The following is a 25,527-nucleotide window of genomic DNA, read 5'->3' on the forward strand; positions in this document are numbered from 1 at the left end:
TAAATGGTTTGGTTGGCGGTAGCTCCGCCACGGCTAAATCTGTTTTACCTAAAACGGGTCAAGCAAATGGGTTCATCCTAGGCTGTCAGCATTTCGTAACCGGGTAAGGTTAAGAAATCGACCAGCTCGTCGGAGGTGGTAATGTCTTCGAGCAACACCGCCGCTTGGGTGAATTTGCCATGGGTGAATCTGTCGCTACCCACTTCTTTTTTCACGTTCGACAGCTCTTCAACCAACATGTCTTTAAAGAGTTGCTTGGTCACGAGTTTGCCGTTTGATAGCGACTTACCGTGTTGGATCCATTGCCAAATTGAGGCTCTAGAAATCTCAGCCGTCGCCGCATCTTCCATTAAGCCGTAAATAGGTACGCAACCGTTGCCGCTGATCCACGCCTCTAAATACTGCAGTGCGATACGAATGTTCAGGCGCATCCCCTGTTCAGTGCGCTCACCGTCGCAGGTTTTAAGCAGTTCGCTAGCCAGAATTGGCGCGTCTACATCACGGGTGATATGTAATTGATTACAGTGATCTTGGCCTATGTATTCGTTGAAAATCCCCATAGCGGTATCGGCAAGACCTGGGTGCGCCACCCAAGTGCCATCGTGGCCGTTACGCGCCTCTAGTTCTTTATCTCGACGAACTCGCTGCAATACGGCTTCGTTCTGAACCGGATCTTTGGCTGGAATAAAGGCCGCCATGCCGCCCATCGCTAACGCACCGCGTTTGTGGCAGGTCTTAATCAAGAGTCTTGAATAAGCGCTTAAGAAAGGCGTATCCATAGTGACGGCTTGGCGATCCGGTAAGACTCGGTCGCTATGACGCTTTAATGTTTTGATATAGCTGAAGATGTAATCCCAGCGACCACAGTTCAGCGCGACGATATTGGAACGCAGCTCGTAGAGGATTTCGTCCATTTCGAACACGGCCGGTAACGTCTCGATCAGGCAAGTACATTTAATCGTGCCCGCTTGCAGACAAAACCTTTCCTCAACAAAAGCAAATACTTTTGCCCACCAGCGCGCTTCAACATGACTTTCTAACTTAGGAATATAAAAGTATGGACCACTGCCCTTGGCCAAAAGTTGGCGATAGTTGTGGTAGAAATACAGTGCGAAATCAAACAGTGAGCCAGGAATCGCTTTGCCGTTAAACTGCACGTGTTTTTCTTTAAGATGCAGACCACGAACGCGGCAAATAAGCACTGCCGGATTTGGTCCTAATTTGTAGTGCTTACCTGTGTCCGGTGCTGTGTACTCAATATCACCACGCACGGCATCACGTAGATTGATTTGACCTTCGACGACTTTTTCCCAGCTTGGTGCTAAAGAGTCTTCGAAATCGGCCATAAACACTTTGGCATTGGCGTTGAGTGCGTTAATCACCATCTTACGTTCAACGGGACCTGTGATTTCCACGCGGCGGTCAAGCAAGTCATCGGGAATACCGCGAATTTGCCATGCACCATCACGAATAGCGCGGGTTTCAGGCAGAAAGTCGGGTAATGATCCTTTATCGATACGCGCTTGCTTATCTTTACGTTTAGCGAGTAAGGCGGGTACTTCGTCGGCAAACTCACGACAAAGGGATTCGAGTAAGGCGACAGCCCCTTCGGTAAAGATGACTTCTTGGCCTGGAATGTCACGACCCACAATATTAAGCGTGGCGTTTGCTGTAGCTTTACCCAGTGTCGAATTCAATTGCTGTTCACTCAAAGTGTGTTCCGTCATCTTGATGCCCTCCCAAGAGGCTCCACTATCACAGGCTTAACGCTGACATATAAAGCAGTAGCATCCCCAATCACAGCTGCTTATAAACCCACCAATAAACCATCAAATGTTTGTTTCGAACTAAAACTTACCGACAAACGTTTGTATTTGCAACAGTCCAAGATTGACAAAAACGGGCATTAACCTAAGTAAAAACCATGCTAAAATTGGTCTTACCAAGCAACAAAAAACAACCTAACATCATGATACAAAATACATTAAACATTTTAATCACATTAGGTAATTTGAGTTAAATGAAACTTGTCAGACAACTTTACCAACCCCCACGCAAAGTAATTATTTACGTAATTAAATTACCAACAGTAAATATATAAAGACAGCATTTTTATCCTATTAGACCTAAGTAGAAAATACCCAATGTTTTGAACTAACCTAGAGGGAAGCAAGCTAAATCCATATAAATCATAATGATAACGACTGCCACCACCACCACAAATTTAAACGACCGTTTTATTTTGACGTTTACGTAAACGAAATAACACCCAAGTGTAATACCAGCTAAGCACTAGGTTGCGTTTCCCGATCAACAAGGTGGGATGTGATGGTTAACTCAAAAAATAAATCACTTTTTTATAAAAAAAATGAAACAAATTTGAAATTACAACGGGATGGAGCGTAAAACCGCCCTTTTATGACGCTTCTCTCTTGCTAGAACCCATTACTGGTTTGCTCACAAAGATGCTTTTTGCAGCATTTATTGGCAGCACTGCACATTTTGACAATAAGAACTGAAACATTTGTTGCCAACTTAAATGCAAATCATTACTATTCGCGACCTATTTATTTGGGGGAACCATTAATGAAACCATTTCGTTTGTCGCTAACTGCACTCGCCTGCCTTTCTGTTTTATCACAAACCGCACACGCCGAAGTCAACTCGACATCAGCAAATGCTGAAACCAACGTTGAGCGCATCACGGTTTATGGCAGACAGAACTCAGTAGTGAAGAATTCAGGGCTGGCGACTAAATCCGACATGTCTCTTATGGAAACCCCAGCAGCTGTAGTGATTGTTGACCAAGAGCTGATCGAAACCCAAGGTACAGATAATCTGCAGGACTTGATCCGTAACATCAGTGGCGTAACTCAAGCGGGAAATAACTATGGCATTGGTGACAACATAGTCATCCGTGGTTTAGGCGCAAATTACACCTATGACGGTATGTATGGCGGTGCAGGCCTAGGAAATACCTTCAACCCTACGCGCTCTTTAACCAACGTTGAATCCGTTGAAGTATTAAAAGGCCCAGCGACTGGACTCTATGGCATGGGAAGTGCTGGCGGCGTGATCAATCTTATTGAAAAGAAACCGCAGTTTGAGTCAAAGCATAAGTTCAGCGCCGAAATGGGCCAATGGGACACCTACTCTCTTGCTCTGGATAGCACGGGCGGCCTGAGCGATGATGTCGCCTACCGTTTAGTGGCTAAATCTGGCCGCAGTGATGGGTATCGCGATATAGGTACAGACAGAGACGAAATCTATGGCGCCTTAAAATGGGTATTAAGTGATAGCCAAGATTTAATGCTTTCAGGTGCTTACATAAAAGATGCTATTGCCGTTGATTCAATTGGTCACCCGATTCGGATTTACAATGCAGAATCTGTCGGCGGTAAGAGCGCGGGCGAGGTTACGTGGCAAGATCTGGTCAATGATCCCAATGGTAATGGTCTACAACTCACCGATGCACAGCGTCAGCAGTTAGCGGCCTCGTTGTCGGGCGCAGACGGCTTAACACCCTATTCGTTTGGTGATGCAGGGCTGATTTCGCCGATGGCGAAGGACAATGAGGGTGAAGAGTTAAGATTTAAACTGACCCATAATATCTATTTCACTGACAATTTGTTCCTCAATCAACAATTGCAGTATCGCGACTACACGTCAGGTTTCGCCCGCCAAACTGGTGCCTATAACTACGTCTATTGGAAGCGTAACATCAAGATTAAAAACGTTCTTACCGACGTGATTAACGAAGAGCCTAGATCGCCATTAGTTGAAAATGGCGTACTTTATCCTTTTGCCGCAAGACGTCAGGAATACCGTAAAGTCGATGCCGACGAAACGTCGTGGCAGTACTTTGCCGATCTACGTTATGACTTCCAAATTGGTAACATAGACAATGAATTATTGGTCAATGCCAACTATGAAGACCGTAATATTCGTTTCCAGCAATATTCTATCTTCGATGCCGATCAAATCTATAAAAACAAGGATGGAGAAATCACTTATCAAGGTTCCCTGCCTTATATTTACGACATCCGTAATCCTAACTGGGGTACAGGTAAGTTTGAAGACTATGACCCACTCAAGACCGCGAACTATGACAAAAAAGTCAGCGCTTGGGGTTTGGGTGTACAACACGTGGGATATTTAGGACATGGCTTCACCACACGTGTAGGTGTCGCATTTAACGAGATAAAACAAAGTTATGAACACTTAGGCCTTGATCCTCGCTACAGCATTAGCCAATCCCAAGCGACTCCAGAGGCCGATACCACAGATAACGGCATGACCTATAACTTAGGCTTGACCTACATGCCGATAGAGGATTTATCATTCTTTATCAATCACTCAAAGGGACGCACCGCCTACAGTGTGCTCGATGCAGTAAAAGATAATGCTACCAACCGAGATGATTCAGAATCGGTTAGTAATGATTTAGGTATGCGCTTTAAAGCCTTCGACGACCAAATGCTAGCATCATTGGTGCTCTTTAAGAGCTCGCGCACTAATGTCGCCTATAACAATCCTGACTATACCAATGGCATATTAACACCTAACATCCCAGTGTATTTGTACAATGGTAGCGAAGATACTCAGGGAGTTGAACTCGATCTCAATGCCCATCTTAATGATCAATGGCGCGTTAACCTCAACGGCATGTACCAAGATGCAAGGGATAAACAAAATCCAAATACTTTAACCTATAATAGCCGACAAAAAGGCGTACCTTATGTCACTGCCAGTGCTTGGGTGACCTATGGCGCCGATTGGTTTAGCTTATCAAGCCCAATCGAATTAAGCCTTGGTGCTAAATTTGTCGATGATCGTAGTACACACTCTAGCTCATTTGGTATTCCAGACGGTTATGTGCCTAGCTATACCGTTGTCGACTCGGCGGTGAGCTACAACGCGGATTCTTGGAAAATCCAGCTGAACATCAATAACCTTTTCAATAAAGACTATTACAGTAAAGCCATGTTCCTCGGTGGTATGCCGGGTGAAGAACGCAACGTCAAACTGCAATACAGCTATAGCTTTTAACACCTAAACATCAGCGTTAAATTTGATGTTTTAAACCAATAAAAAGAGAGCATTTATGCTCTCTTTTTATATCCAAATCAGAGTGACAACATTAGCTCACATTCTCCCTATCGCCGCGCATAAGGGATTCTAACTCTGCCTTACCCTTGTTCGATAGATTGATTAACGTCGCTAAATCATTCTGATGAGCCGCACTGGCAATCACCAGTTTCTTATCATGCTCAGCAAAGATTTTTACCCGCTCGTTGGCTTGTACCTGAGATAAACCTAAACCTTGGAGGATCTTCTCGCTGGCCGACAGCGCCGAGCCAAAGGTCTCACGAAATACATCTGTCACCCCAAGGCTCATCAAACGATATGCATGGTTACGGTCCCTCGCCCGCGCGACTATGTTGATATGCGGAAAATGCGTTTTCACTTGCTGAGCGATTTCAATAGAATCTTCAACACTGTCCACGGCAAGCAATAATAAACGCGAGCGAGCAATCCCCGCCGACATCAACATGTCTAAGCGTCTGGCATCACCAAAATAGACCTCACCGCCATATTTGCGAATCACATCCACATGACTCGCATCCTTATCCAAGGCGACAAAAGGGATACCTGATGAGGCCAAAATACGCCCGGTTATCTGGCCTACTCGGCCAAAACCAGCAATCACCACTTCAGATTCGGTGACATTAATCGTATCTGGCAAGCGAGTATCCACCACTTTGGCTTTAGTTGCGCGAAACAGGGTAAACAATATCGGCGTCACCGCCATAGACAAACCAATAGCAAGCACAAGGACTTGCGCAATTTTATCGCCGACAATGCCAGATAACTGTGCCTGAGATAACAGCACAAAGGCAAATTCACCGCCTTCAGCAAGGATCAACCCTAGTGCAATACTCGGTCGCCATTTGTGGTGCCGAATGCGGCCCAGCACCATCAGCACAAAGGTTTTAATCAGCAACATTGCCATTAAAATACCTAAGATAAGTAACGGATCTGATAGTAATAACTTCAAATCCATACTCATACCGACCGCCATGAAAAACAGCCCAAGCAATAAGCCTTTAAAAGGTTCGATGTCGGTTTCAAGTTGATGTCGATAACTTGAGTTTGCGAGCATAATACCCGCCAAAAATGCCCCCATGCCCGCAGAAAGTCCCAACCACTCCATTAACTCAGCGCTACCCATGACCAGCAATAATGCAAAAGCGGTGAGCACTTCACGCACCCCGCTGCTTGCCACTAGTTTAAGGAATTTAGGCAGTAAATATTTCCCCACTAACACAAAACCAACGAGCGCAAGACACGTCCAGTACCAAGGCACGGCATGATGTTCAATCTGCGCCGAATTGGGCGCCAAATATGCTGTCAGCAGCAACATGGGGATAACGGCAAGATCTTGCATTAACAAGACACCAAAGGCATCACGCCCGAGTGGGGTTGTGAGCAACCTATGCTCACTCATTAACTGCACGGCAAAGGCTGTCGATGATAAAGATAGCGCGGCGCCAACCACTAAAGCTGCGTCAACAGACAAGCCAAAGCCCCAAGCCAAGCCCCCAATCGCAGCCCATGATAACAACAACTGACCACTGCCTAAACCAAAGATAGCACTGCGAAGTTCCCATAATTTACTTGGATTCAATTCGAGTCCAAGTACAAACAACATCAGCACTACACCTAACTCGGCAAAATGTAATACAGCAGCAGGATCAGAAACTAAGGCCATGCCGCCAGGGCCTAAAATGATGCCAGCAGCTAGATAGGAAAGGATCGGGCCAGCGCCAAAACGTTTACCTAAAGGAACAAAAATAACCGCCGCCAATAAAAATAGCAGCACCGACGTGAGTAAACTCGACTGTTCCATGAAGGCTCCAACGGAAAAAGGAATGCGCAGTGTTCCATATATATTTGCCTCGCCGCAGCTCGGCAAATTAACAGCTATGATATCCCATTTACTTATTAACAAGGTCAAGGCAATTCATTAAAAATGAGAAATTTTTGATGTGAAATCACTTAAGCACTGTGAAAGTAAACTGCAGCAACAGTGCTGAGTAAACGAAGCTTAGGTACTTAGAAACACCTTAGACTGTTGCTGCATGTAAGTGAGTGGCTGCAAAATATAAAACGAGCAATAAACTAAGGAAGGATAAAACTACTAAGGGCTTGCCAACTCTGGATGAGACTACATGGCTCACAGGACTTGCATTACACTGAGGACGATGCGATATGACGCCGTAAATCTGTTGCCTGCTTGTCACATTTTAATATGTCAGAATAGCGTACTACAGTGTTGCGACCATTGGCCTTAGCGGCATAGAGCGCCATGTCGGCTCGGTGGAATAATGGATCCAAACTCAGATCATCAGCCATTAAACCACTCACGCCAAAACTCGCCGTAATGACGAACTTATGCCCTGAATGTTGGGTATCAATGGCCTCAATACGGGCTCGACATTGCTCTGCCACTTCCATACCTTTCTCTTCATCGGCATAGGGTAATAAAAGCGCAAACTCCTCACCGCCGATACGAGCAAAAACATCACCATTTCGGATATGAGATTTAAGGGAATCAACCACCTTTTTAAGCGCCCAATCGCCAGTACCATGGCCAAAAGAATCGTTGATGCGCTTAAAGAAATCTAAATCGAATAAAATGACACAAAAATCCCCGCCGCGGGCCGTGGCTTGCACAAAAAGGTTTTCTCCTAACTCTTGCCCTGCCCCGCGATTCAAAATACCTGTCAATGCATCCATTCTCGCCATACGCATAAACTTGCGCTTCTGCATCTGGCCTACCGCTAACAAAATGCCGAGGAAGAACAGTCCACCCACTAAAATAGTGATAAACATCAGCATATTGGTGTATTCGCGCTCTTTTACCGTTTGCTGGGCGATATAAAGCTCTCGCTCTTTATTGAGTAGATTGATCTCACGCGCCTGTTCATCGGCATTAAATTTAGCGGCCTGATACGCTAACGTTTTCATTTTCGCTTCATCAAACATCAGCTGATTGTAATACTGCTCTTTTTTCGAATACTCATAGGCTTGTTCAAACTGTTTATTCTCAGCATTTAAGCCAGCTAACACTTTAAAGACATTATGCTTTAACTCGGTATAACTAGGTTCATTAGGTAATGACGTAACGAACTTGGCATGCTCGACCGCATTAGCAAATTGCTTCAGTGAAAAATATGCTTCGGCTAACAAAGAATGGACACTATTAATTTCTAATTGAAAGTTAAAAGACTCGTACCCCTTTAGCGCTTTCAAAAGTAAAGCAACTGCAGAGGTGTATTCTTGCAACCTTAACTTAGACTCCCCCATTCCTTTCAATGCAATAAACGAAATCAATGGGAAACCATTAGACTCACAAAAATCGTGTGTGTTCTGGAATTCATCAAATGCCTTGTCATATATTTCAAGCTCTAATTGATAAACTGATAAATACAACTTTGCAGTACAAATATCTTTTACATTATCTGCTGCAGCAAGTGATAGTGCCTTAGCCGCGTAGATCCCGACCTCTTCTTTTATGCCCATTGCAGAGTACAAACTGGCTAAACGTAGATATGCAGCACGTTTGATATCTATATTATCAATTCGATCTATTAATCCTAGACTTTTGCTCATTACAACAAAAGCATCTTTAAAGTTCCTAAGGGCGATGTACGCCGTTGCCTCATAGCTATAGGCAGAAAATAAATAATCGCTATTTTGAACTAAATTTTCTGATTGAATTAAATTATCTAGGGCTTCTTGATATTGACCTGAATAAATAAATGAAGTCCCTTTAAATACTAATAAGCGCCCTTGTTGAAAACGCGTCATATGCTCGAAATCAGCTTCAAGTTCATGGAGCTTAGTAATAGCACTGGGTAGATCGGTATGTTGTAGTTGCTCCAGCTCTGCTAACGCCTCATCAAAATTGATAGTTGCAGCCATTAAGGGCATACAAAATATACCCGAACATAACCACAAAAAAGCGCGCAGGAGTTTCAATTACTCACCGTTACCATGGGAAATAACTAAGTAGGACTGATAATCACCATCGCCACTCAAGCTTTTCAGTTTTTCCATGTCTCCCGACATGACGGCTGCAATTTCTTCATCAGTTAACCCTTGGGCACGCATAACGGCCTCAGGATCCTGTTGATACGCTTCCATCAGCTGTGCATCTTGACCCAACTGAGTAAAAAAATCCGATAATGCAGACATACTTTTCCTTATTTAAATAATGACTCCCGAACTCAGCTCAGAAGTACAGCACTCGCAATTAACCTAAGTCTTCAGGTCTAATGCCTAATTTAGTTAAAATAGCATAGTTGTATTCGAGTTTTTTTGCTGGCGGGATCAGTAAAGTACTGATCGGAGACAAGTTTGCCTCAGGCAGCTTACTCAATGGCAAATACTCAATTCTAGGGGCTTGAACTGGCAGATTAGCAGCTTCGTAGATCACCACTTGATGATCTCGCGGATACCATTGATGCAGTTGTTCAACCAAAATCTGCAGCCTGTCACTCGTAGTATGGAACTGAGTTAAGGTATGTTCACCAGCAATCGCAATTTGCCATAACAATAAATGGGTTGTCGCATCGGGCACATGATTAAAAAACATAAACTGGCTAGCTTCAAAGCTTTGATGCCCAGAGCTGCCGGGGTCGATACCTAAATCTGCCCATAAACACGCCTCGGCCGAAATCCCCGGCTCCATCTTCGCTGAAAACCCTTCTGCCCTAGCCCGCGTAATCGCCATATGGGAAACACAGGCAAAAATTCCTGGATGACCATAAAGCGCACAAACGGTTTTCTTGCCAGCCCTCACAGCCTCCAATATAGCATTAACCATTTGTTCATAGGTTTCTCGGCGATTTTTCACTTCGCCATTTTGAGCATAAAACGACTGTAAATTGATGACATTGGGATTAATGTTCTGGATCCAACACTGGGAAAAACCATCGGGCAGGAGTGAAAACACCACATCGGCATGTTCAATATAACTGCGACTCATCACACAAATTTGTCCAGCCAGCTGCAAGCCAGTGCCTACACAAACTAATGACCCCAAAGCATCTATCCCAAAATTTTATTTCAAACACTGCGAACTCATAACCAAAGCCACAGCACAAGAACATAATAAAAACATATTGGTAACTTTAATCTGATTTAAGCAAGATTACTATGTTTATCGCCACACAAACTGTTTATCGACTTACTGACTAATTGCTTGGCTTTAAAGAAAAAATCTGGCCCTCATTTCCTTTTATACAATCCTGTCAGCACGCTTAAGAGGCTAAAAACACCTCCACAGTTGCCACGTGACTTCCAGTAATAAATATCCTTAAAGATTGAGAACTAAAGCAAATATCGCGGGTCGAAAAGTCACACAATTCGATCTATGACGGCAGCAAAGCCCGATTGCCCTTGTCATGAGGGGGAATGCTTGGGTATTATGGCCGCCAGATTTTCAGAAGTAGCGCATACAATGATCAATAAAAAGCAAAGTCTTACCCTGCTGAGCGCTGTGGCGCTCTCTGTTTCGCTCAGTGCTTGTAGTGTGTTCGATTGGTTGATTTATAAGCCCGACATTCCACAGGGTAACTACATGGAACCGCAACAAGTTGAAAAGTTGCGCATTGACATGACCAAAGAACAAGCCGAATACATTCTCGGCCGTCCGGTTTTACGCGATAGTTTCGCCGACGATACTTGGTACTATGTGTATCACTACAAGAGTGGACGCGATGCCAGCATTACGCATAAAGAACTCATTTTGCACTTTACGGGTGATAAACTGACCGCAGTGAATGGTGATTATGAGCTAAGCAAAGAATTTGATACGCCACTCGAGCAAAGTAGTTTACCTACGGGGAATAAAACTGAGCTAGTGCCACAAATTCCTGCACAGCGTCCCGATGCCAAGCCCTTAGTAAAAGAAAACCAAGCAGAAGCGCAGGTTCAAAAACCAATTAAGTAATATCCTAAACTTTGCTTATGCTCTTCTCAGTCAAATGAAATACAAAAAGCGCCTAAGGGCGCTTTTTTATTGAGCAATGATGGCAAACTGATATCAGTCTTTATAGCAATCCTATTAAGCTCGTCCGCCCGTCACTTTATTCGCGCGGCCTTCATCTTTAGCTTTATCCGCACGGCGGCGACGCACATCCTTAGGATCAGCAATCAAAGGACGATAAATCTCAACCCTTTGGCCTGGTAAAATCACTTGGTCATGTTTGACCACATTACTAAACACACCCAGCTTAACCGTGTCTAAATCGATCTCAGGGAAAAAGCTCACTATGTTACTTAAACGCACCACCTCTATCGCTGACGTGCCAGGATTCACATTCACCGAAATCACTTTTTGCTGTGTAGGTAAGGCGTAAACCACATCAACTACAAACTTATCTGTCTCATTTATCACTGTAAATTACCTTAGCGCGACTCGTAAATGCCGTCACCATTGATACCATAAGATCATTAAACACTTTACCAAAGGCCATATCGGCTAACGAGCTTGAAAACTCAAAACTCAGCTCAAATTCTACCTTGCAGGCCTCTTCAGTCAGCTCAGTAAAACGCCACTGCCCCAATAAATGCTTAAAGGGTCCATTTTCCAATGTTAAATCAATACTCTTACCAGGAACCACTTGGTTGCGAGTCGTAAAGGTCTTACGGATCCCCGCTTTACTCACATCCACAGATGCCAGCATAGTTTTGCCGTCAAATTCTAAGACTTTGCCACCCACACAACCGGGTAAAAACTCTTTATACGACTCGACATCATTCACTAAGTCATACATTTGCATCGCACTAAAACGGACTAACACACTTCGAGAAATTTGCGGCATAGGACTTAGCACTCTTCACTAACGACTTCACAACGACCTAAACAAGCTCGTACGCACAAAAAGAACGCACGCAAGATAAACAACTTAGGCAAGCAATCAAAATTTGCACGGATTTTATCACGATACGTAAAAAACGCACCCCTTGTGCACTTAGGTTGATACTCAACAGCCTAATCGCGTTCAAAAAAACAGCAACAACGCGATAGAGGCTTGAAATTAGCTAAATAAAACCTTATATCAATACCAAATTGATTAACCGTGCGTATAATGGCGCCACTATGGTAAAGAAAAAATCAAGCAAAGCCGCGCCTGCGACTATCGCACGTAATAAGCGCGCAACCTTCGAATACCGTTTCGAAGAGAAAATGGAAGCTGGCCTATCCCTCATGGGATGGGAAGTTAAATCTATTCGTATGGGTAAGGTCAACTTGTCTGACTGTTACGTATTCCTGAAAAATGGCGAAGCCTTTATGCATGGCTGCACCATTATTCCCTTGAATACGGCCTCGACACACGTTGTCTGCGACCCACTACGCTTAAAAAAATTGCTACTCAGCCGTAAAGAGCTAGATAAACTAGCGGGCTTAGTTGAGCGCCAAGGCTACTCTATCATTCCTATCTCAATGTACTGGCGTAAAGGTGCATGGGTAAAAGTGGAAATTGGCCTAGGTAAAGGTAAGAAAGATCACGATAAGCGCGAAGATACTAAAGCGCGTGAATGGGAAGTTGAAAAAGCCCGTGTGATGAAAAAAGAAAAAACGCACGGATAATGAACAAACGATTGAACTTGAAGCAAATGATGCTAGGTAATCATTATGCTACGGGTTACAATCAAATTCTTGGGGGCGATTCTGGATTCGACAGGATTCACGAAACCCTGGGAGCATGCCGAGGGGCGGTTGGCCTCGTAAAAAGCCGCAAAGTTATAGTTGCAAACGACGATAACTACGCTCTAGCAGCTTAGGCTAGCTAGCCATCTGACACAGGTCTCTCAAATGGGCAGTGTATACAGATGGTCATCTTACATTTGATAGCGAGGGAACTCCGTCCGGGGGTGAACCGCGAAATAGTACCGGACTCGCCCGATGAAATCCTGTCTTTCGGAGTTTATTCGGGTTAATTAAAAGAGAGACTAAGCATGTAGTGCCTTGGATGTAGGTGTTCTGGACGCGGGTTCAAGTCCCGCCGCCTCCACCAATTTTACCAGAAGGGCTTAACCGCAAGGTTAAGCCCTTTTTGTTTGCTCTGCTCATGGAACGCAGTTTGAGATTTTATTTCCACAATTAAGCTTTGCTAGCTCGGATGGTTTGAGATTTTCTAGCTTGGGTAGTTTGAGAATGAGATATAACTCAGATCACCTGCTTGGACTTGACCATCTAAGACATACGCATTGCTGCTAACGATTGGCTCCGCCATCACTAAAACCTATGAAAACGGCAAAAATCAGTACGAGAAGAGTAATACAGCAAGTGCGATTGAAATCGAAATAGAAATTAAACCAATGATTAAATGTATATATCTAGATAGGAATTTGTTTTCAATCGCTTCTTCAGGGCAATTGATTGGAACACATAAACTGATCTTGTCACCGATTTGAGGTCCAAACCGAGTGTAAGCTTGTTCGTCATAATTAATCAGAGTTCCTCTTGTATAACGCTTTCCTTGCCAAAAATATTCTACAACCGGATTAATGAAAATTTGTTGGTACCTGAAGTGCTCATGTTCTGGGCTGTATCTGGTATTTTCATCCAGTGAAATAATAGTCCCTTCAACGATATCGTATGTTAAAAATTGATCCTCTCTAAATCTCAATATTCCACCAATCCCGATGAGACCAAGGGTCAATGAGAACCAAGAGAATAAAATATGTCCTCCTATATCCTCAAAGACAAATGCAGCGATGATCACGGAAGGAATAGACAAGATAAAAACCAAAAACAGCATCAATCGCTTCATACAACACCCAAAAAAACAATTCAAAAAGGCCGAATCCTATTAAAACGCTAACTGACGGTGAAACGATAAACATGATTAACTTTACACCGCTACACAAACTCCTATAAAAAAATTAACGCTTCTTACCGCCCAGAGCGCGCTTTTTGGCACGTTGTTTTTGGGCCGCTTTGCCGTTACGCCTTGGTTCAGTGTCCATTTTATCAAAGTCGGGTTCAAAACCGGGCAACCATTGTTGTGGTAAACGCTTGTCTAATACAACTTCGACTTCTTCCAGTAATAGGGCGTCCTCTTGGCTAAAAAGGGTGATCGCAAGCCCTGCACTGCCCGCTCGACCTGTGCGGCCGATACGATGAATATAATCCTGCGCGATAAAAGGCAGCTCAAAGTTAATCACGTATTTGAGCTCGACGATATCTAGGCCTCGGGCGGCGACATCCGTGGCCACTAGCACTTGGATCTTGCCTTGTTTAAATTCCTGTAAGACTTTCTCGCGTGCACCTTGGGACAAGTCACCGTGAAACGCCTGAGTAATAATATCGGCTTTATTGAGTTGCTGAACCAGTTTATCGACGCCTTGCTTAGTGCGACTAAAAATCAGCACTTGATGCCAGTTTTTACTGCGCACCAGATGGCTGACGAGTTCGGTTTTACGGTCGGCGTCGACGGCATAAACCACTTGCTCAATTTCGGCAGCGGTCGTATTGCGCTTGGCAACTTCAATCAACTTGGGATCACGCAGTAAGGTTTTACTTAAGCTAAAGATGGCGGCATCTAATGTGGCAGAAAATAACAGTGTTTGTCTGTCACTCGGCACTTGCTTGAGCACGGCTTGAATTTCATCCATAAAGCCCATGTCGAGCATACGGTCGGCTTCATCAAAAACAAGCACGCTCAATTGCTTAAGACTTAATGCGCCTTGTCTGAGGTGGTCGAGTAAGCGGCCAGGTGTTGCGATTAACACATCAATCCCTGCATTAAACACAGCGACCTGCGCATCGATACTAACGCCGCCGTAGGCGATACCGACACGGATATCTGTCCCTTTAGCGTACTTAACAAAACTCTGTTGTACCTGCACTGCCAGCTCACGTGTCGGCACTAAGACTAATGCACGTATTGGCTTTACCGCCGTTAACTCTTGCAAAGGGCTGAGTGCCAACAAATGATGCAAGATTGGCAAGGCGAACGCCGCGGTTTTGCCTGTGCCCGTTTGGGCGCCAGCCATCACATCCCGTTTAGCCAAGATGGCAGGGATCGCTTCTAGCTGGATAGGCGTTGGCGACTCATAGCCAAGACTCGCTAAGGTATTCACTAACTTGGAGTTTAAGGATAAGACACTAAAAGACATTGCGGTTAACCACTGAAAATAATGACCAGAATTTTAGCAGACACAAACCCAAGCGACTAGCGCCATAGCGCTAGCCCTGTGGTTCTATCGGGTGAAACTAAATCAATTTCACGATAGTCAGCCTTACCATAAGTCAGCCTCGCAATACGCCAGTATCACGATAGAAATGCGTCGAGATCTTCTGGTAGTTGCGGACGGCTAAAGAGATAACCTTGGGCTTGATCACACTGATTTTGTTGCAGAAAATCGGCTTGTTCTTTGGTTTCCACTCCTTCGGCGATAATGTCGAGCTTCAACGCATGTCCAAGCGCAATTACAGCTTTAGCAATCGCAGTATTGTTAGTGTCGAAGGGAATATCCCGCACGAAGGATTGGTCAATCTTCAGCTTATGGATGGGTAGTTTTTTCAAATAATTCAGCGATGAATAACCGGTTCCAAAGTCATCGACCGATAATTCTATGCCCAGATCGCCAAGTAACTTTAAGTCACGGATAGCAAGATCGGGATTTTGCATCATCACACTTTCGGTCACTTCAAGCTCTAAGTGTTTGGCGGGTAAGCCTGTTTCAGCTAAGACACGTTTTACATCATCCACAAAGGAGCTGCGCTGTAACTGTTGTCCGGCCACGTTCACCGCAATGCGGCCAAAGTGTTTACCTTCACTAAGCCAACGCATGCCCTGACGACAGGCGGTTTCTAGCACCCATAAACCTATCTCATGGATAAGACCAATTTTTTCAGCCACGGGTATAAATACCGCGGGTGAAATTAAACCCAGTTGAGGATCGTGCCAACGCAGCAGCGCTTCAAATCCCACGGTTTTTCGAGACACTAAGTCAAGTTTTGGCTGGTACATCAAGTACAAGGCATTTTGCTCAATCGCGCCATAGAGGGCACTTTGCAGCTTAAGATGTTCAAAAGACTGTTGCGTTAAGGACTCAGTATAAAAAGCATAATTATTGCGGCCATCATTTTTTGCACGATACATGGCCGCATCGGCGTTACGCAGTAAAGTGTCCGCATCGGTTCCATCATTTGGATACAAAGACACGCCCATGCTCGCGGTCAAACGCAAGTGGTCGCCTGTGCTCACAATAAATGGTTGTTCAAATACTTGGCGTAATTGATTAATGGCAACCGTGGCATCTTCGTTATTGTCGATCCCCGAAATTAACGCCACAAACTCATCGCCACCAATCCGTGATAACACATCCTGATCGCCTACTTGGCTGCGTAAACGTTTGGCAAGCTCGACCAGCATTTCATCACCTATGCTATGGCCAAAACTGTCGTTGATATGCTTAAACAAATCGACATCTATCATCACTGTCGCTAACTGCAAATTCAGCCGCTTAGCTTGCCGTACTTCTTGTTTGAGCTGCATCATAAACTTCATGCGATTAGGCAAATGCGTTAGCGGGTCGAAATACGCTAAGTGCGTGAGTTGGGCTTCATTCTCTTTTTGGGCAGAAATATCGGCAAACACAGCGACAAAATAACGCACATCACCGACTTCGTCATAAATCGTACTTATGGTGATATTTTGCGGGAAAATAGTGCCGTTTTTACGCCGATTCCAGATTTCACCATTCCACTTACCGTTAGCTAACAGGGCATTCCACAGTTTGTCGAAGAATGCTTTATCATGGCGACCCGAGCTAAAAATCCGTGGATTCTGACCGAGCAGCTCTTCCCTCACATAACCTGTGATCTCAAAAAATGCGCCGTTAACGTCGGTGATATTGCCGTGTCTGTCGGTCACAACCACGCCTTCGACCGAGTTTTTAAATACATTGGTCGCCAGTGTCAGTTGTTCTTCAACCGCTTTATGCTTAGAAATATTGCGAGTCATCCCGATAACGCCCACAAACTCACCTTGGGTATTTAAGGTTGGGAGTTTGAGCGTTTCTAACCAAAGATGATTTTTAGCTTCATTGCCGTCTAAACACTCAGCGACAATAATTGGCATACCAGACTCGATAGCGAGCCTATCCCCCTCTAGGAAAATATCCGCAATATCTTCACCAAAGAGTTCGACATCGGATTTACCGACAATCTCACTGCGGGGCATTTCCCATGCTTTCTCGACGCTGCGATTACAGAGTGTATAAATGCCAGCGGCATTTTTCATCCAAATATGTTCTTCAAAACTATCAATAAATGTTTGTAAATCGACCGTATCGACACAGCTTGGCGCACCTCGGCTTAATGCTTCAGTCGCACTGTGCTGGCTCAATATCTCGCCTAACTGGCGTTGAATGCTATCGCTGATAAGCTTTGCAAGCTGCAGCGTTTTCGAATCCACGCCGTGCGCCTCGTTATGATAGAAACATAAAAAGCCAAAATTTGCCCCAGATGGCCAAGCGAGGGATAAACAAATCACGCTGCCGATTGCGCTACAAGTGCGCCAATCTGAGTGCTGCCGAGTATCTATGATCAATTGGGACTGACTGACCAGCTCAGTTAACTCTGACACAGATAATGACGAGGTGATTTGATGGTGACCTAATCGCGGCAATACCGAAATCGACTCGGTTGGGCCGACCAACTGTTCTTGGGCTAATTGGGCATCAACGGAAGTTTCAAACGTATCGGACGGATTGGAAGTGAGTTCTGATGTCGTCGCTGTTGATGGAGCAGCTTTTGACTGTGTAGCGGTTGATGACGTAGCAGCTGATAATGTTGAGATAGGCAGGGTTTTCGCCGAATGATTGCCACTTAAATGACAGACTATCGCCTGTATTTCGCTTTCAGCCGCTGAGTCTGAACTTAACATGCTGCCAAGTTCACCTGCAGCATTCCATGCTATTAATATTGCTTTACTGTTTGATATCTCGGCGACTAAGTTTACGTCCCTCAACCAGTTATCCAGCTCTTGCTGCGAAATAGGTACATCTATCATCATCTTGCCAACTAATACTTAGTTACTACTCAATCGACCCACGGCGAGAATACCGTAAGACCCCAAACGCATGCTCACATTAGCCCCAGAGGGAAAGCGTTAACCAAGGGGTAAAACTTCATAAAATTTTACTTTTAACATCAATCCACTACATCTCAATTGGCGCGAGTCTTAGATCGCAAACCGTCCTCATCATAACCACCTTTTAAGGCTGGAGAGGTCAAACCATCAAGGTTAGAGGAATGTTTCTAGCCGACTCTTTCTAGCCTACTTAACGTGTCTTAACACAGTTAAGCACTGCTGACATAGACTTTGCTACTTTAGCACAAAATTTTCGAGTCAGTATTGGGATAAGTTTATTGCGTAACAATTAGTTAGACTTAACCGATTAAGCCTGTTCGCAATGCCACAGCACTTTGTGAGCAGCAGATAACTATCCCTAAAGGCATAAATCAGCAATAACAGAGTTTTGATTGACAAAAATGCTATCTTATTGTCTACAATGGAAATAATAAGGCTGAAAAACCAAGGATATTTATGCCCACTGACGTCGTATCAAGCCAAGCCACCCTACTCGACAGTAAACAACTGTATCGCATTTGCGAACTCGACCAATTAAGCACAGATTGCCAGTCCACAGCCGAGCTCACGCCACTTGATGATATTGTCGGCCAAGAACGTGCCCAGCAAGCGGTAGAGTTTGCGATGGGGATTAAAGAAAAGGGTTATAACATTTATGCCATCGGCCAGAACGGCCTTGGCAAACGCACTATGATGCTGCGTTATTTAAGTCGTCACGAGCCAAGCGATCATACGCTGTACGACTGGTGTTACGTGGTTAATTTCGATGATACCCGATGCCCTAAAGTGCTCAAACTGAGCGCGGGGACTGGGCTTGAATTCAAAAAAGCCGTCGAAAAGTTAATGCTAAAACTTGTCAAAGCTTTACCTTTAGCCTTTGATAATGAAATGTATTATGCCCGCACAGAAAAGCTCAAAAGCCAGCTATCACAGAAACAAGAAGTCGCACTCACAGAATTAACCGAAGAAGCAAAACAAAAAGGCATCAGCCTCAGCTTGACTATGCAGGGCGACTATCAAATGGTCGCGCTCAATGGAGAAGACCCCCATGACGAAGCCTCATTCGACGCCTTGACCGATGCTGAACGCAGCCAATTTGAAAGCAATATCAATGGCCTAGAAGTCAAACTGCGCGGGATTATTCGCCAAATCACAGAATGGGAAGAAGAATTTAGCGACAAGCAGCAAGAGCATGATGAGCAAGTAGCCAAAGAAGTGTTAATCCATTTTATTAAGCCACTTAAAGATAAGTTTAAGCATCAGCCAGAAGCGCGCACTTTCTTAACCGGTATGCAGGCGGATATCTTAGATAATCTGGATATTTTCTTAGAAGAAAGCGAAGAACAATTGGGCCTAGCCTACGCTTCCCTAGAAAAGAAAATGCCCCGTCGCTACCAAGTTAACGTTTTGGTCGGCCAAGGCACTCAAAAATTCCCCATAGTCGTTGAAGAAAGCCCGAGTTATCACAGCCTATTTGGCTATGTGGAGAACGCCACATTTAGAGGCACAGTGTTCACCGACTTCTCGCTTATCCGGCCCGGCAGCCTGCACAAGGCGAATGGCGGCGTGTTATTGATGGATGCCGTTAAAGTATTAGAGCGCCCTTATGTGTGGGACGGACTAAAGCGCGCCCTGCGTTCACGCAAACTGGATTTAAGCTCACTCGAACGGGAAGTGTCTCTATCGGGTACGATTTCCTTGGCGCCCGAGCCTATCCCATTAGATGTGAAAATTATTCTTTTTGGCGATCATGAAACCTATCAGCTGCTTCAGCACTATGATCCTGACTTTAGCGAGCTATTTCGCGTTACCGCCGATTTTGAAGATGTGATGGACAGAACCGCGACCTCAGAGGCGCACTATGCCCGCTTTATTTCGAGCATAGTCCACGACAACAACATGCTGCACTGCGATCGCGCCGCCATAGCACGCATCATAGAATACAGCTCGCGGGAGGCCGAAGATCAGCAAAAACTGTCGCTACACTCGGCCAATATTGCCAACCTGCTGCGGGAATCAAACTACTGCGCGAAATCGGCAGGCAGTCTGCACATTTTAGTACCGCATGTTGAACAAGCACTGCGAAATCAAGAGCAAAGGGTATCACGTCTGCACGACAACATAATGCAGAGCTTTACCAACGGCACCACCTTGATCAGCACTCAAGGCAAAGTGGTTGGGCAAATCAATGCCTTATCCGTCATCTCGACCTCAGATCATCAGTTTGGTATGCCTAATCGCATCACAGCAACCACTGCCTTCGGTAAAGGTGAAGTGATGGATATCGAACACAGAGTCAAACTAGGGGGGCGAATTCACTCTAAGGGCGTGTTGATCTTAACCGCTTATTTAGCCTCGGTTTTAGGTAAAACAGCGCAGATCCCACTCACCACTTACCTCACCTTTGAGCAATCATACAGCGGTGTGGACGGTGACAGCGCTTCTATGGCCGAATGTTGCGCCATTATCTCGGCGATTAGCGAGCAAGCACTAAGGCAAGATATTGCCATTACAGGTTCGATGAACCAGTTTGGTGAGGCTCAGCCCATTGGCGGTGTGAATGAGAAAATTGAAGGCTTCTTTGATGTCTGCAAAATTAAAGGCCGTACGTCAGATCAAGGGGTGATTATTCCTGCTTCGAACATGGCTAACCTTATGCTACGTAAAGACATTGTCGATGCAGTAGCGCAAGGTGAGTTCCACATTTGGGCCATTACCCATGTGACTCAAGCCATGGAGTTGCTGCTTGGTAAAACCGCAGGCAGTTTGTCGCAAACGGCCACGCCTAGCCAAGGGCAATATTCTCCCGAGAGCATTTTCGGCATCGCCCAGCAAAAGCTCACCGCACTTAGATCTTTAGTTAAAGCGGATTAAATAAAAACGCGAGAGAGACAAACAAAAAGGGTTAGCCAATGCTAACCCTTTCTTTATTCGGCTATTAAGTGAAATTACACTAAGCTTGCTAGCATTTCGTCACTGTAAGGTACAAGTTCAACGCCATCACGCACGCGAGCAACATAGTCAGGGTTAGCAATGAATGGACGACCGATAGCAATCAAGTCGAACTTATTCGCTGCAATCGCTTCACTGGCAGTTTCAGCGCTGTAGCTTCCCACTCCCACTAAGGTTTTGCCATAGTGTGCGCGCACATAGCTTGAAGCTCTGCCGCCAAGATAGTCGAATTCCATACTGTCATCGAAAATCCCAATATGCACAAAGGCGATATCACGCGACTCTAACTCAGGTAAGAAATAATCGAACACTTCACGGTCACGGCTATCTGCCGCCATATTGAAATAAGCCCCTGGAGAAATCCGTAGACCAGTTCTGGCTTTGCCGATACGAGCCACAACAGCGTCGACAACTTCAAGCGCAAAACGGGACATATTGGCAGGAGTGCCACCGTATTCATCGGTGCGGCGATTGCTGTCATGGTGTAAGAAAGTATCAATTAAATAACCATTTGCACCGTGGATTTCAACACCATCAAAGCCAGCTTCAATGGCATTTTCCGCCGCTTTGGCGTAATCACGCACTAGGCCTTGAATATCCTCGAGTGTGGCTGGTTTTGGCGTAACATAAGTTAGCTCACGCATTCTTGGCACGCTGCCTTCAATCTTCTGTGCTGATGCAGCAAGCACATCACCACCACCGAAAAAGTGTGGATGTGCAACACGGCCCGTATGCCATAACTGCACAAAAATCTTACCGCCATTGGCATGTACCGCATCAGTCACTTTACGCCAGCCTGCAATTTGCGCTTGAGTAAAAATACCTGGGGTATTTGGATAACCTTGGGCATCGGGACGAATAATGGTCGCCTCTGTGATGATCAAACCCGCTTCGGCACGGCGTGCATAATAGGCAACCATATCATCGGTTGGCACTAAGTCGGCATCGGCCATACAACGGGTCAAAGGCGCCATTAAGAAACGATTGTTTAAGGTAATAGTGTCATTAAGCGAGTAGGTTTCGAACAGATTTGCCAAGGAATTTGGCGTGGTTTGTGTGGTCATTTTCTCAGTCCCATTCTTGAATATGCATTCAAGATATTATTATTTGAACGATCATTCAAGTTAATTTTTGAATGTTCGTTCAAAATTAGGTAGAATTCGGCCTAAGCGTTTCTATACAAGTGAATTAAATTCGATGCGTAATGCAGAGTTCGACCGAGAACAGGTACTTCGCGGCGCGATGGCCGCCTTCATGCACAAGGGTTACACCAAAACGAGCATGCAAGATCTAACTCAAGCCACGGGATTACATCCGGGGTCGATTTACTGCGCTTTTACCAATAAACGCGGATTACTAATCGCGGCCATTGAGCAATATCAACTCGACAGAAATGCGCAGTTCAACAGCCTTTTCGTTAAAAGCGAAAATGTGCAAACAAACTTAAAAAATTATTTAAATCATATTGTTGCTGAATGTTTGAGTTGCGACAGTGCCCAAGCTTGTTTACTGACCAAGGCATTAAATGAAGTGGCTGAGCAAGATGTTGAGATTAGAGATATCATCAATCAGTATCTGCAATCTTGGCAGCAAGCGCTAACGCAACAATTTACGCGCGCAGCCCAGCAAGGATTGTTACAAGGCCACCGTAGCGACGAGCAAAGAGCCCAATATTTTATGATGGGAATTTATGGTTTAAGAACCTTCGCCCACACCCATCCAGATGCCGAAACCCTACAGCATCTTGCCGATCGATTGCTGACTGAAGTCTGCCATTAAAACCAGTTAATCGGCTCAATGACACATCTCTGGGCGACTAAATCGACACTGGGAATACCAATGCTTAGTGGGTAATCGCTCAGATGTCGTTGAGTGTTGAGCTATTGAGGATCAGTTATTGAGTTTGACGTTTTAGAAGCTATCGCCATGCAAGCCAGTGAAGGGCAGTGAATAGTTCCGACATTATAAAAAGAGTAAAAGAAGTATTGCTTGGAAGATCGGGACGACTATTTTTTGCAAGGCTATTATGCGTCCCAAATATGACTACTTTTGAATGGCAAGTTATTGAATACTTGTCTCATTTCAGCCTAAGTTAACCTGAGCAAACACCCGCTCGCCCAATGAGTTGAGTATCTTACACTCACCTTCGAGTACGGCAATGATCGATTTTCCCTTACGAAAACTTGCCGGTATCATCACACGCCCAGCTTCACTCACAGGCAAATTAGCTAGCACAGAATTGTGCATAATTAACCCTACGGGCGCGTCATAATATAAAACAGTAACAGTCGCTTGATTTGCTTGCATCACATTTAACTCACATTAAGCAGCGTCTGCTGCGTTATATTTACGTCGCAAGAGAGCTCCTTGTCCTCTACATCTTAAAATATCCCCAAAGATATTTTAACCATTTTTAAATCAAATAATTAAGGTCTAATTCAATCTTTAATATTCTTATTATGGCGTACAGAACTGTATCAAACTGTACACCTTGAGCTATTTAAGCACTTCAGCAAAAAGATGCCAATCTATTTCTATTATGTTAATCAATTACCCACCACGGATCACAAGTACAACACATGACAAGGTGCGTTTTTATGCATTTATTAGAGCAAATAACCTAAATTTGATTATCTATTATTTACTTAGCCTTAAATCCCACTCTAAATCCGCCCCAATGTTTACCATTCACAAATATGGGCACAGACAAGTCGTGCATCACTTCGCCCGTATCCCGTTTGTAGGTTTGCAGTAATACAGGCTCAGTATGAGCGCCGCAGCGGATCCCTGTTGGATCATTAAACAAACGTTTGGTTCGATTATGCACCATATCAACTTCGACCTTGCCCGTCAGCGCTTGGCTAAAGCGTTTATTATGGGTCGGGAAATAACCTTTTTTATCAACGGCTCCCGCATAAACAATTTCGCTATGTTTTGCCAGGATGGGTTCTTGAATCGTTGGAAAATGCTGATCGGTATAACGATCGAAAGCTGTGCTGTATTTCTGTGGCTGAGTATTGGCAATCGGTTGATATTTAGGATTAAACAAATCCGCCTCGCTAAAACTGCCACTGGCTAAACCTTGTGCTAACTTGTCACCGCACGCTTTAGCGGCCGCATTGGCCAATTGCAAAACCTGCTGATCGAAGGTTTGTGTATCCCACTTCGACAGCGCTTTAAAAATGCCCTCGGTGGTCAAGGATAGAGTAAAGGCCTGCTCAGATACGCTATGACTCTGTTTACCCGTCGAATTTAACGAATCACGTATTTGAGTCACAGAGCGGCTAATGTCGTTAGTGGTGTTGTTATATTGCTTGAGCGAATCTTCCATATCACCTAACGCATGGGCCGATTGAGTCACAGAGGCCGAAATCTCAGTGAAATGCGCGTCTAACTCGCCCATAGCCGCGACCACATCGGCGGTTTGCGTTACGACCCTTTCCATCAGCCCAGAGGTTTTATCGGTTTCGCTGCGGATTTCTAATAGCATCTTGCCGATATCTTGGGTCGCACCTGCGGTTTTACCCGCAAGGCTGCGAACTTCGTCTGCGACGACCGCAAAACCTCGACCCTGTTCTCCCGCACGAGCCGCTTCAATGGCCGCATTTAACGCCAACAAATTCGTTTGCTCGGCAACGGAGTTAATCACTTCGGTGATTTTTTGGATTTCTTCGGCTCGCGACTTAAGCGCCTGTACTTGCTCGGCGGCGGTATCAATATCCGTACTCAGTGAGCGAATAGCCGACACACCTTTTTGGGCTTGGCTGCGCCCCTGCACGCTAACGCGCTCGGCCTCTTGTGCCTGACCTAAAATATCGGCGGCATTATCGCCAAGTTGGGCCGTGGTATGACTCAATTGCCCCGCGGCAACGGCAATAGCGCTGGCATGCTCGCCATTTGATTCAATAGATTTATTCAGTAAATCAATAAAATGCGATACTTCAGCCGAACCAATAGCAATCTTACTGGTTTGCACACTGATATCATGCGCGGGAAGGCTTTGATCTTTTAATGCCTTAGCATTTGCCTCATCGGTGTCGAGCTTAGCCTTAGTTGCGCGCAAACACACCCACACCACTAAACCACTGGCGAGTGCGCCCAAGATCAACGCCTGCACAATGCTCGGAAGATGCAGCCCCGCAAGCAATAAACTCCCTAGAGTGACCAGCGTGAAACTGATAAAAATTAAAACTTTGTGCTGTATTTCCATATACTTCCCGTAACTGCGCAAGGTAAAAATAAAAGGGAAATGCTAAGAGTCGAATCATTCGCCCTCGTTCTGCAGCTATCAATTACAGCTGACTCAGAAGGGCTAACTATGATAGCGCTCAAGATTTATAGTTTTAGTCTATTTCTCTGAATAAGCTAGATAATTTATCCAGCTAGATAAACA

18 protein-coding genes and 1 other RNA gene are annotated in these 25,527 nt (G+C 44.9%); 6 read left to right on the top strand and 13 right to left on the bottom strand.

The annotated features are described in order from the left end of the window. Nucleotides 1-77: 77 nt before the first annotated feature. A complete protein-coding gene (gene aceB / locus Q4Q57_RS05385) occupies nt 78-1,727 on the bottom strand; it encodes a malate synthase A (protein ID WP_012588216.1) in 1,650 nt (549 codons plus the stop codon). An 859-nt stretch (nt 1,728-2,586) separates the two neighbouring features. Here aceB and Q4Q57_RS05390 point away from each other — a divergent pair. Beyond that, the gene (locus tag Q4Q57_RS05390) at nt 2,587-5,049 is read left to right on the top strand and encodes a TonB-dependent receptor domain-containing protein (RefSeq protein WP_311890081.1); all 2,463 of its coding nucleotides are present in this window, start codon (nt 2,587-2,589) and stop codon (nt 5,047-5,049) included. Between the two features lie 91 nt (nt 5,050-5,140). On the opposite strand, the gene Q4Q57_RS05395 is transcribed toward Q4Q57_RS05390, so the two are convergent. From Q4Q57_RS05395 to Q4Q57_RS05410, 4 genes are all read right to left on the bottom strand, one after another. Next, nucleotides 5,141-6,910: a monovalent cation:proton antiporter-2 (CPA2) family protein gene (locus tag Q4Q57_RS05395; protein WP_311890082.1), complete on the bottom strand. Its 1,770-nt coding sequence runs from the start codon at nt 6,908-6,910 to the stop codon at nt 5,141-5,143. A 341-nt stretch (nt 6,911-7,251) separates the two neighbouring features. After that, nucleotides 7,252-8,997, bottom strand: a complete 1,746-nt coding sequence (locus Q4Q57_RS05400; RefSeq protein WP_311890083.1) for a GGDEF domain-containing protein — start codon at nt 8,995-8,997, stop codon at nt 7,252-7,254. Nucleotides 8,998-9,045: 48 nt separating this feature from the next. Next, the gene (locus Q4Q57_RS05405; RefSeq protein ID WP_311890084.1) at nt 9,046-9,261 is read right to left on the bottom strand and encodes a hypothetical protein; all 216 of its coding nucleotides are present in this window, start codon (nt 9,259-9,261) and stop codon (nt 9,046-9,048) included. 58 nt (nt 9,262-9,319) lie between these two features. Continuing rightward, nucleotides 9,320-10,111: an SAM-dependent methyltransferase gene (locus tag Q4Q57_RS05410; RefSeq protein ID WP_311890085.1), complete on the bottom strand. Its 792-nt coding sequence runs from the start codon at nt 10,109-10,111 to the stop codon at nt 9,320-9,322. A 417-nt stretch (nt 10,112-10,528) separates the two neighbouring features. On the opposite strand from Q4Q57_RS05410, the gene Q4Q57_RS05415 reads away from it, so the two are divergent. Beyond that, nucleotides 10,529-11,020, top strand: a complete 492-nt coding sequence (locus Q4Q57_RS05415; RefSeq protein WP_300477951.1) for an outer membrane protein assembly factor BamE — start codon at nt 10,529-10,531, stop codon at nt 11,018-11,020. Nucleotides 11,021-11,134: 114 nt separating this feature from the next. On the opposite strand, the gene Q4Q57_RS05420 is transcribed toward Q4Q57_RS05415, so the two are convergent. Further along, nucleotides 11,135-11,467: an RnfH family protein gene (locus Q4Q57_RS05420; RefSeq protein WP_259573956.1), complete on the bottom strand. Its 333-nt coding sequence runs from the start codon at nt 11,465-11,467 to the stop codon at nt 11,135-11,137. Then, nucleotides 11,457-11,894, bottom strand: coding sequence for a type II toxin-antitoxin system RatA family toxin (locus tag Q4Q57_RS05425; RefSeq protein WP_028760728.1), 438 nt, complete (start codon nt 11,892-11,894; stop codon nt 11,457-11,459). The genes Q4Q57_RS05420 and Q4Q57_RS05425 overlap by 11 nt, the downstream gene beginning before the upstream one ends. Before the next feature lie 278 nt (nt 11,895-12,172). Between Q4Q57_RS05425 and smpB the strand changes: the two genes are divergently transcribed. Together smpB and ssrA are read left to right on the top strand one after the other, a co-directional pair. After that, nucleotides 12,173-12,664: an SsrA-binding protein SmpB gene (gene smpB / locus Q4Q57_RS05430; protein WP_011790147.1), complete on the top strand. Its 492-nt coding sequence runs from the start codon at nt 12,173-12,175 to the stop codon at nt 12,662-12,664. Between the two features lie 71 nt (nt 12,665-12,735). Continuing rightward, nucleotides 12,736-13,091, top strand: a transfer-messenger RNA (tmRNA) gene (ssrA, locus tag Q4Q57_RS05435). A gap of 246 nt (nt 13,092-13,337) precedes the next feature. On the opposite strand, the gene Q4Q57_RS05440 is transcribed toward ssrA, so the two are convergent. The 3 genes from Q4Q57_RS05440 to Q4Q57_RS05450 all read right to left on the bottom strand — a co-directional run bounded on the left by Q4Q57_RS05440 (nt 13,338) and on the right by Q4Q57_RS05450 (nt 18,104). Continuing rightward, a complete protein-coding gene (locus Q4Q57_RS05440; protein WP_261271868.1) occupies nt 13,338-13,850 on the bottom strand; it encodes a hypothetical protein in 513 nt (170 codons plus the stop codon). 112 nt (nt 13,851-13,962) lie between these two features. Next, nucleotides 13,963-15,198, bottom strand: coding sequence for a DEAD/DEAH box helicase (locus Q4Q57_RS05445; RefSeq protein WP_311890086.1), 1,236 nt, complete (start codon nt 15,196-15,198; stop codon nt 13,963-13,965). A gap of 155 nt (nt 15,199-15,353) precedes the next feature. Continuing rightward, on the bottom strand, nt 15,354-18,104 hold the full coding sequence (locus tag Q4Q57_RS05450; RefSeq protein ID WP_311890087.1) for an EAL domain-containing protein: 2,751 nt from the start codon (nt 18,102-18,104) through the stop codon (nt 15,354-15,356). 534 nt (nt 18,105-18,638) lie between these two features. Here Q4Q57_RS05450 and Q4Q57_RS05455 point away from each other — a divergent pair. Further along, a complete protein-coding gene (locus Q4Q57_RS05455) occupies nt 18,639-21,056 on the top strand; it encodes an ATP-binding protein (protein ID WP_311890088.1) in 2,418 nt (805 codons plus the stop codon). Nucleotides 21,057-21,130: 74 nt separating this feature from the next. Here Q4Q57_RS05455 and Q4Q57_RS05460 read toward each other — a convergent pair whose 3' ends face one another. After that, nucleotides 21,131-22,198: an alkene reductase gene (locus tag Q4Q57_RS05460; protein WP_311890089.1), complete on the bottom strand. Its 1,068-nt coding sequence runs from the start codon at nt 22,196-22,198 to the stop codon at nt 21,131-21,133. 133 nt (nt 22,199-22,331) lie between these two features. Between Q4Q57_RS05460 and Q4Q57_RS05465 the strand changes: the two genes are divergently transcribed. Further along, nucleotides 22,332-22,913, top strand: a complete 582-nt coding sequence (locus tag Q4Q57_RS05465; RefSeq protein ID WP_311890090.1) for a TetR/AcrR family transcriptional regulator — start codon at nt 22,332-22,334, stop codon at nt 22,911-22,913. 303 nt (nt 22,914-23,216) lie between these two features. Here Q4Q57_RS05465 and Q4Q57_RS05470 read toward each other — a convergent pair whose 3' ends face one another. Next, nucleotides 23,217-23,441 (bottom strand): TIGR02922 family protein, encoded by a 225-nt coding sequence (locus tag Q4Q57_RS05470; protein WP_311890098.1) that lies wholly within the window; start codon nt 23,439-23,441, stop codon nt 23,217-23,219. 334 nt (nt 23,442-23,775) lie between these two features. After that, nucleotides 23,776-25,344, bottom strand: coding sequence for a methyl-accepting chemotaxis protein (locus Q4Q57_RS05475; RefSeq protein WP_311890091.1), 1,569 nt, complete (start codon nt 25,342-25,344; stop codon nt 23,776-23,778). Nucleotides 25,345-25,527 lie beyond the last annotated feature (183 nt).

The organism is Shewanella sp. SP2S2-6, assembly GCF_031931965.1.
GTDB lineage: Bacteria > Pseudomonadota > Gammaproteobacteria > Enterobacterales > Shewanellaceae > Shewanella > Shewanella baltica.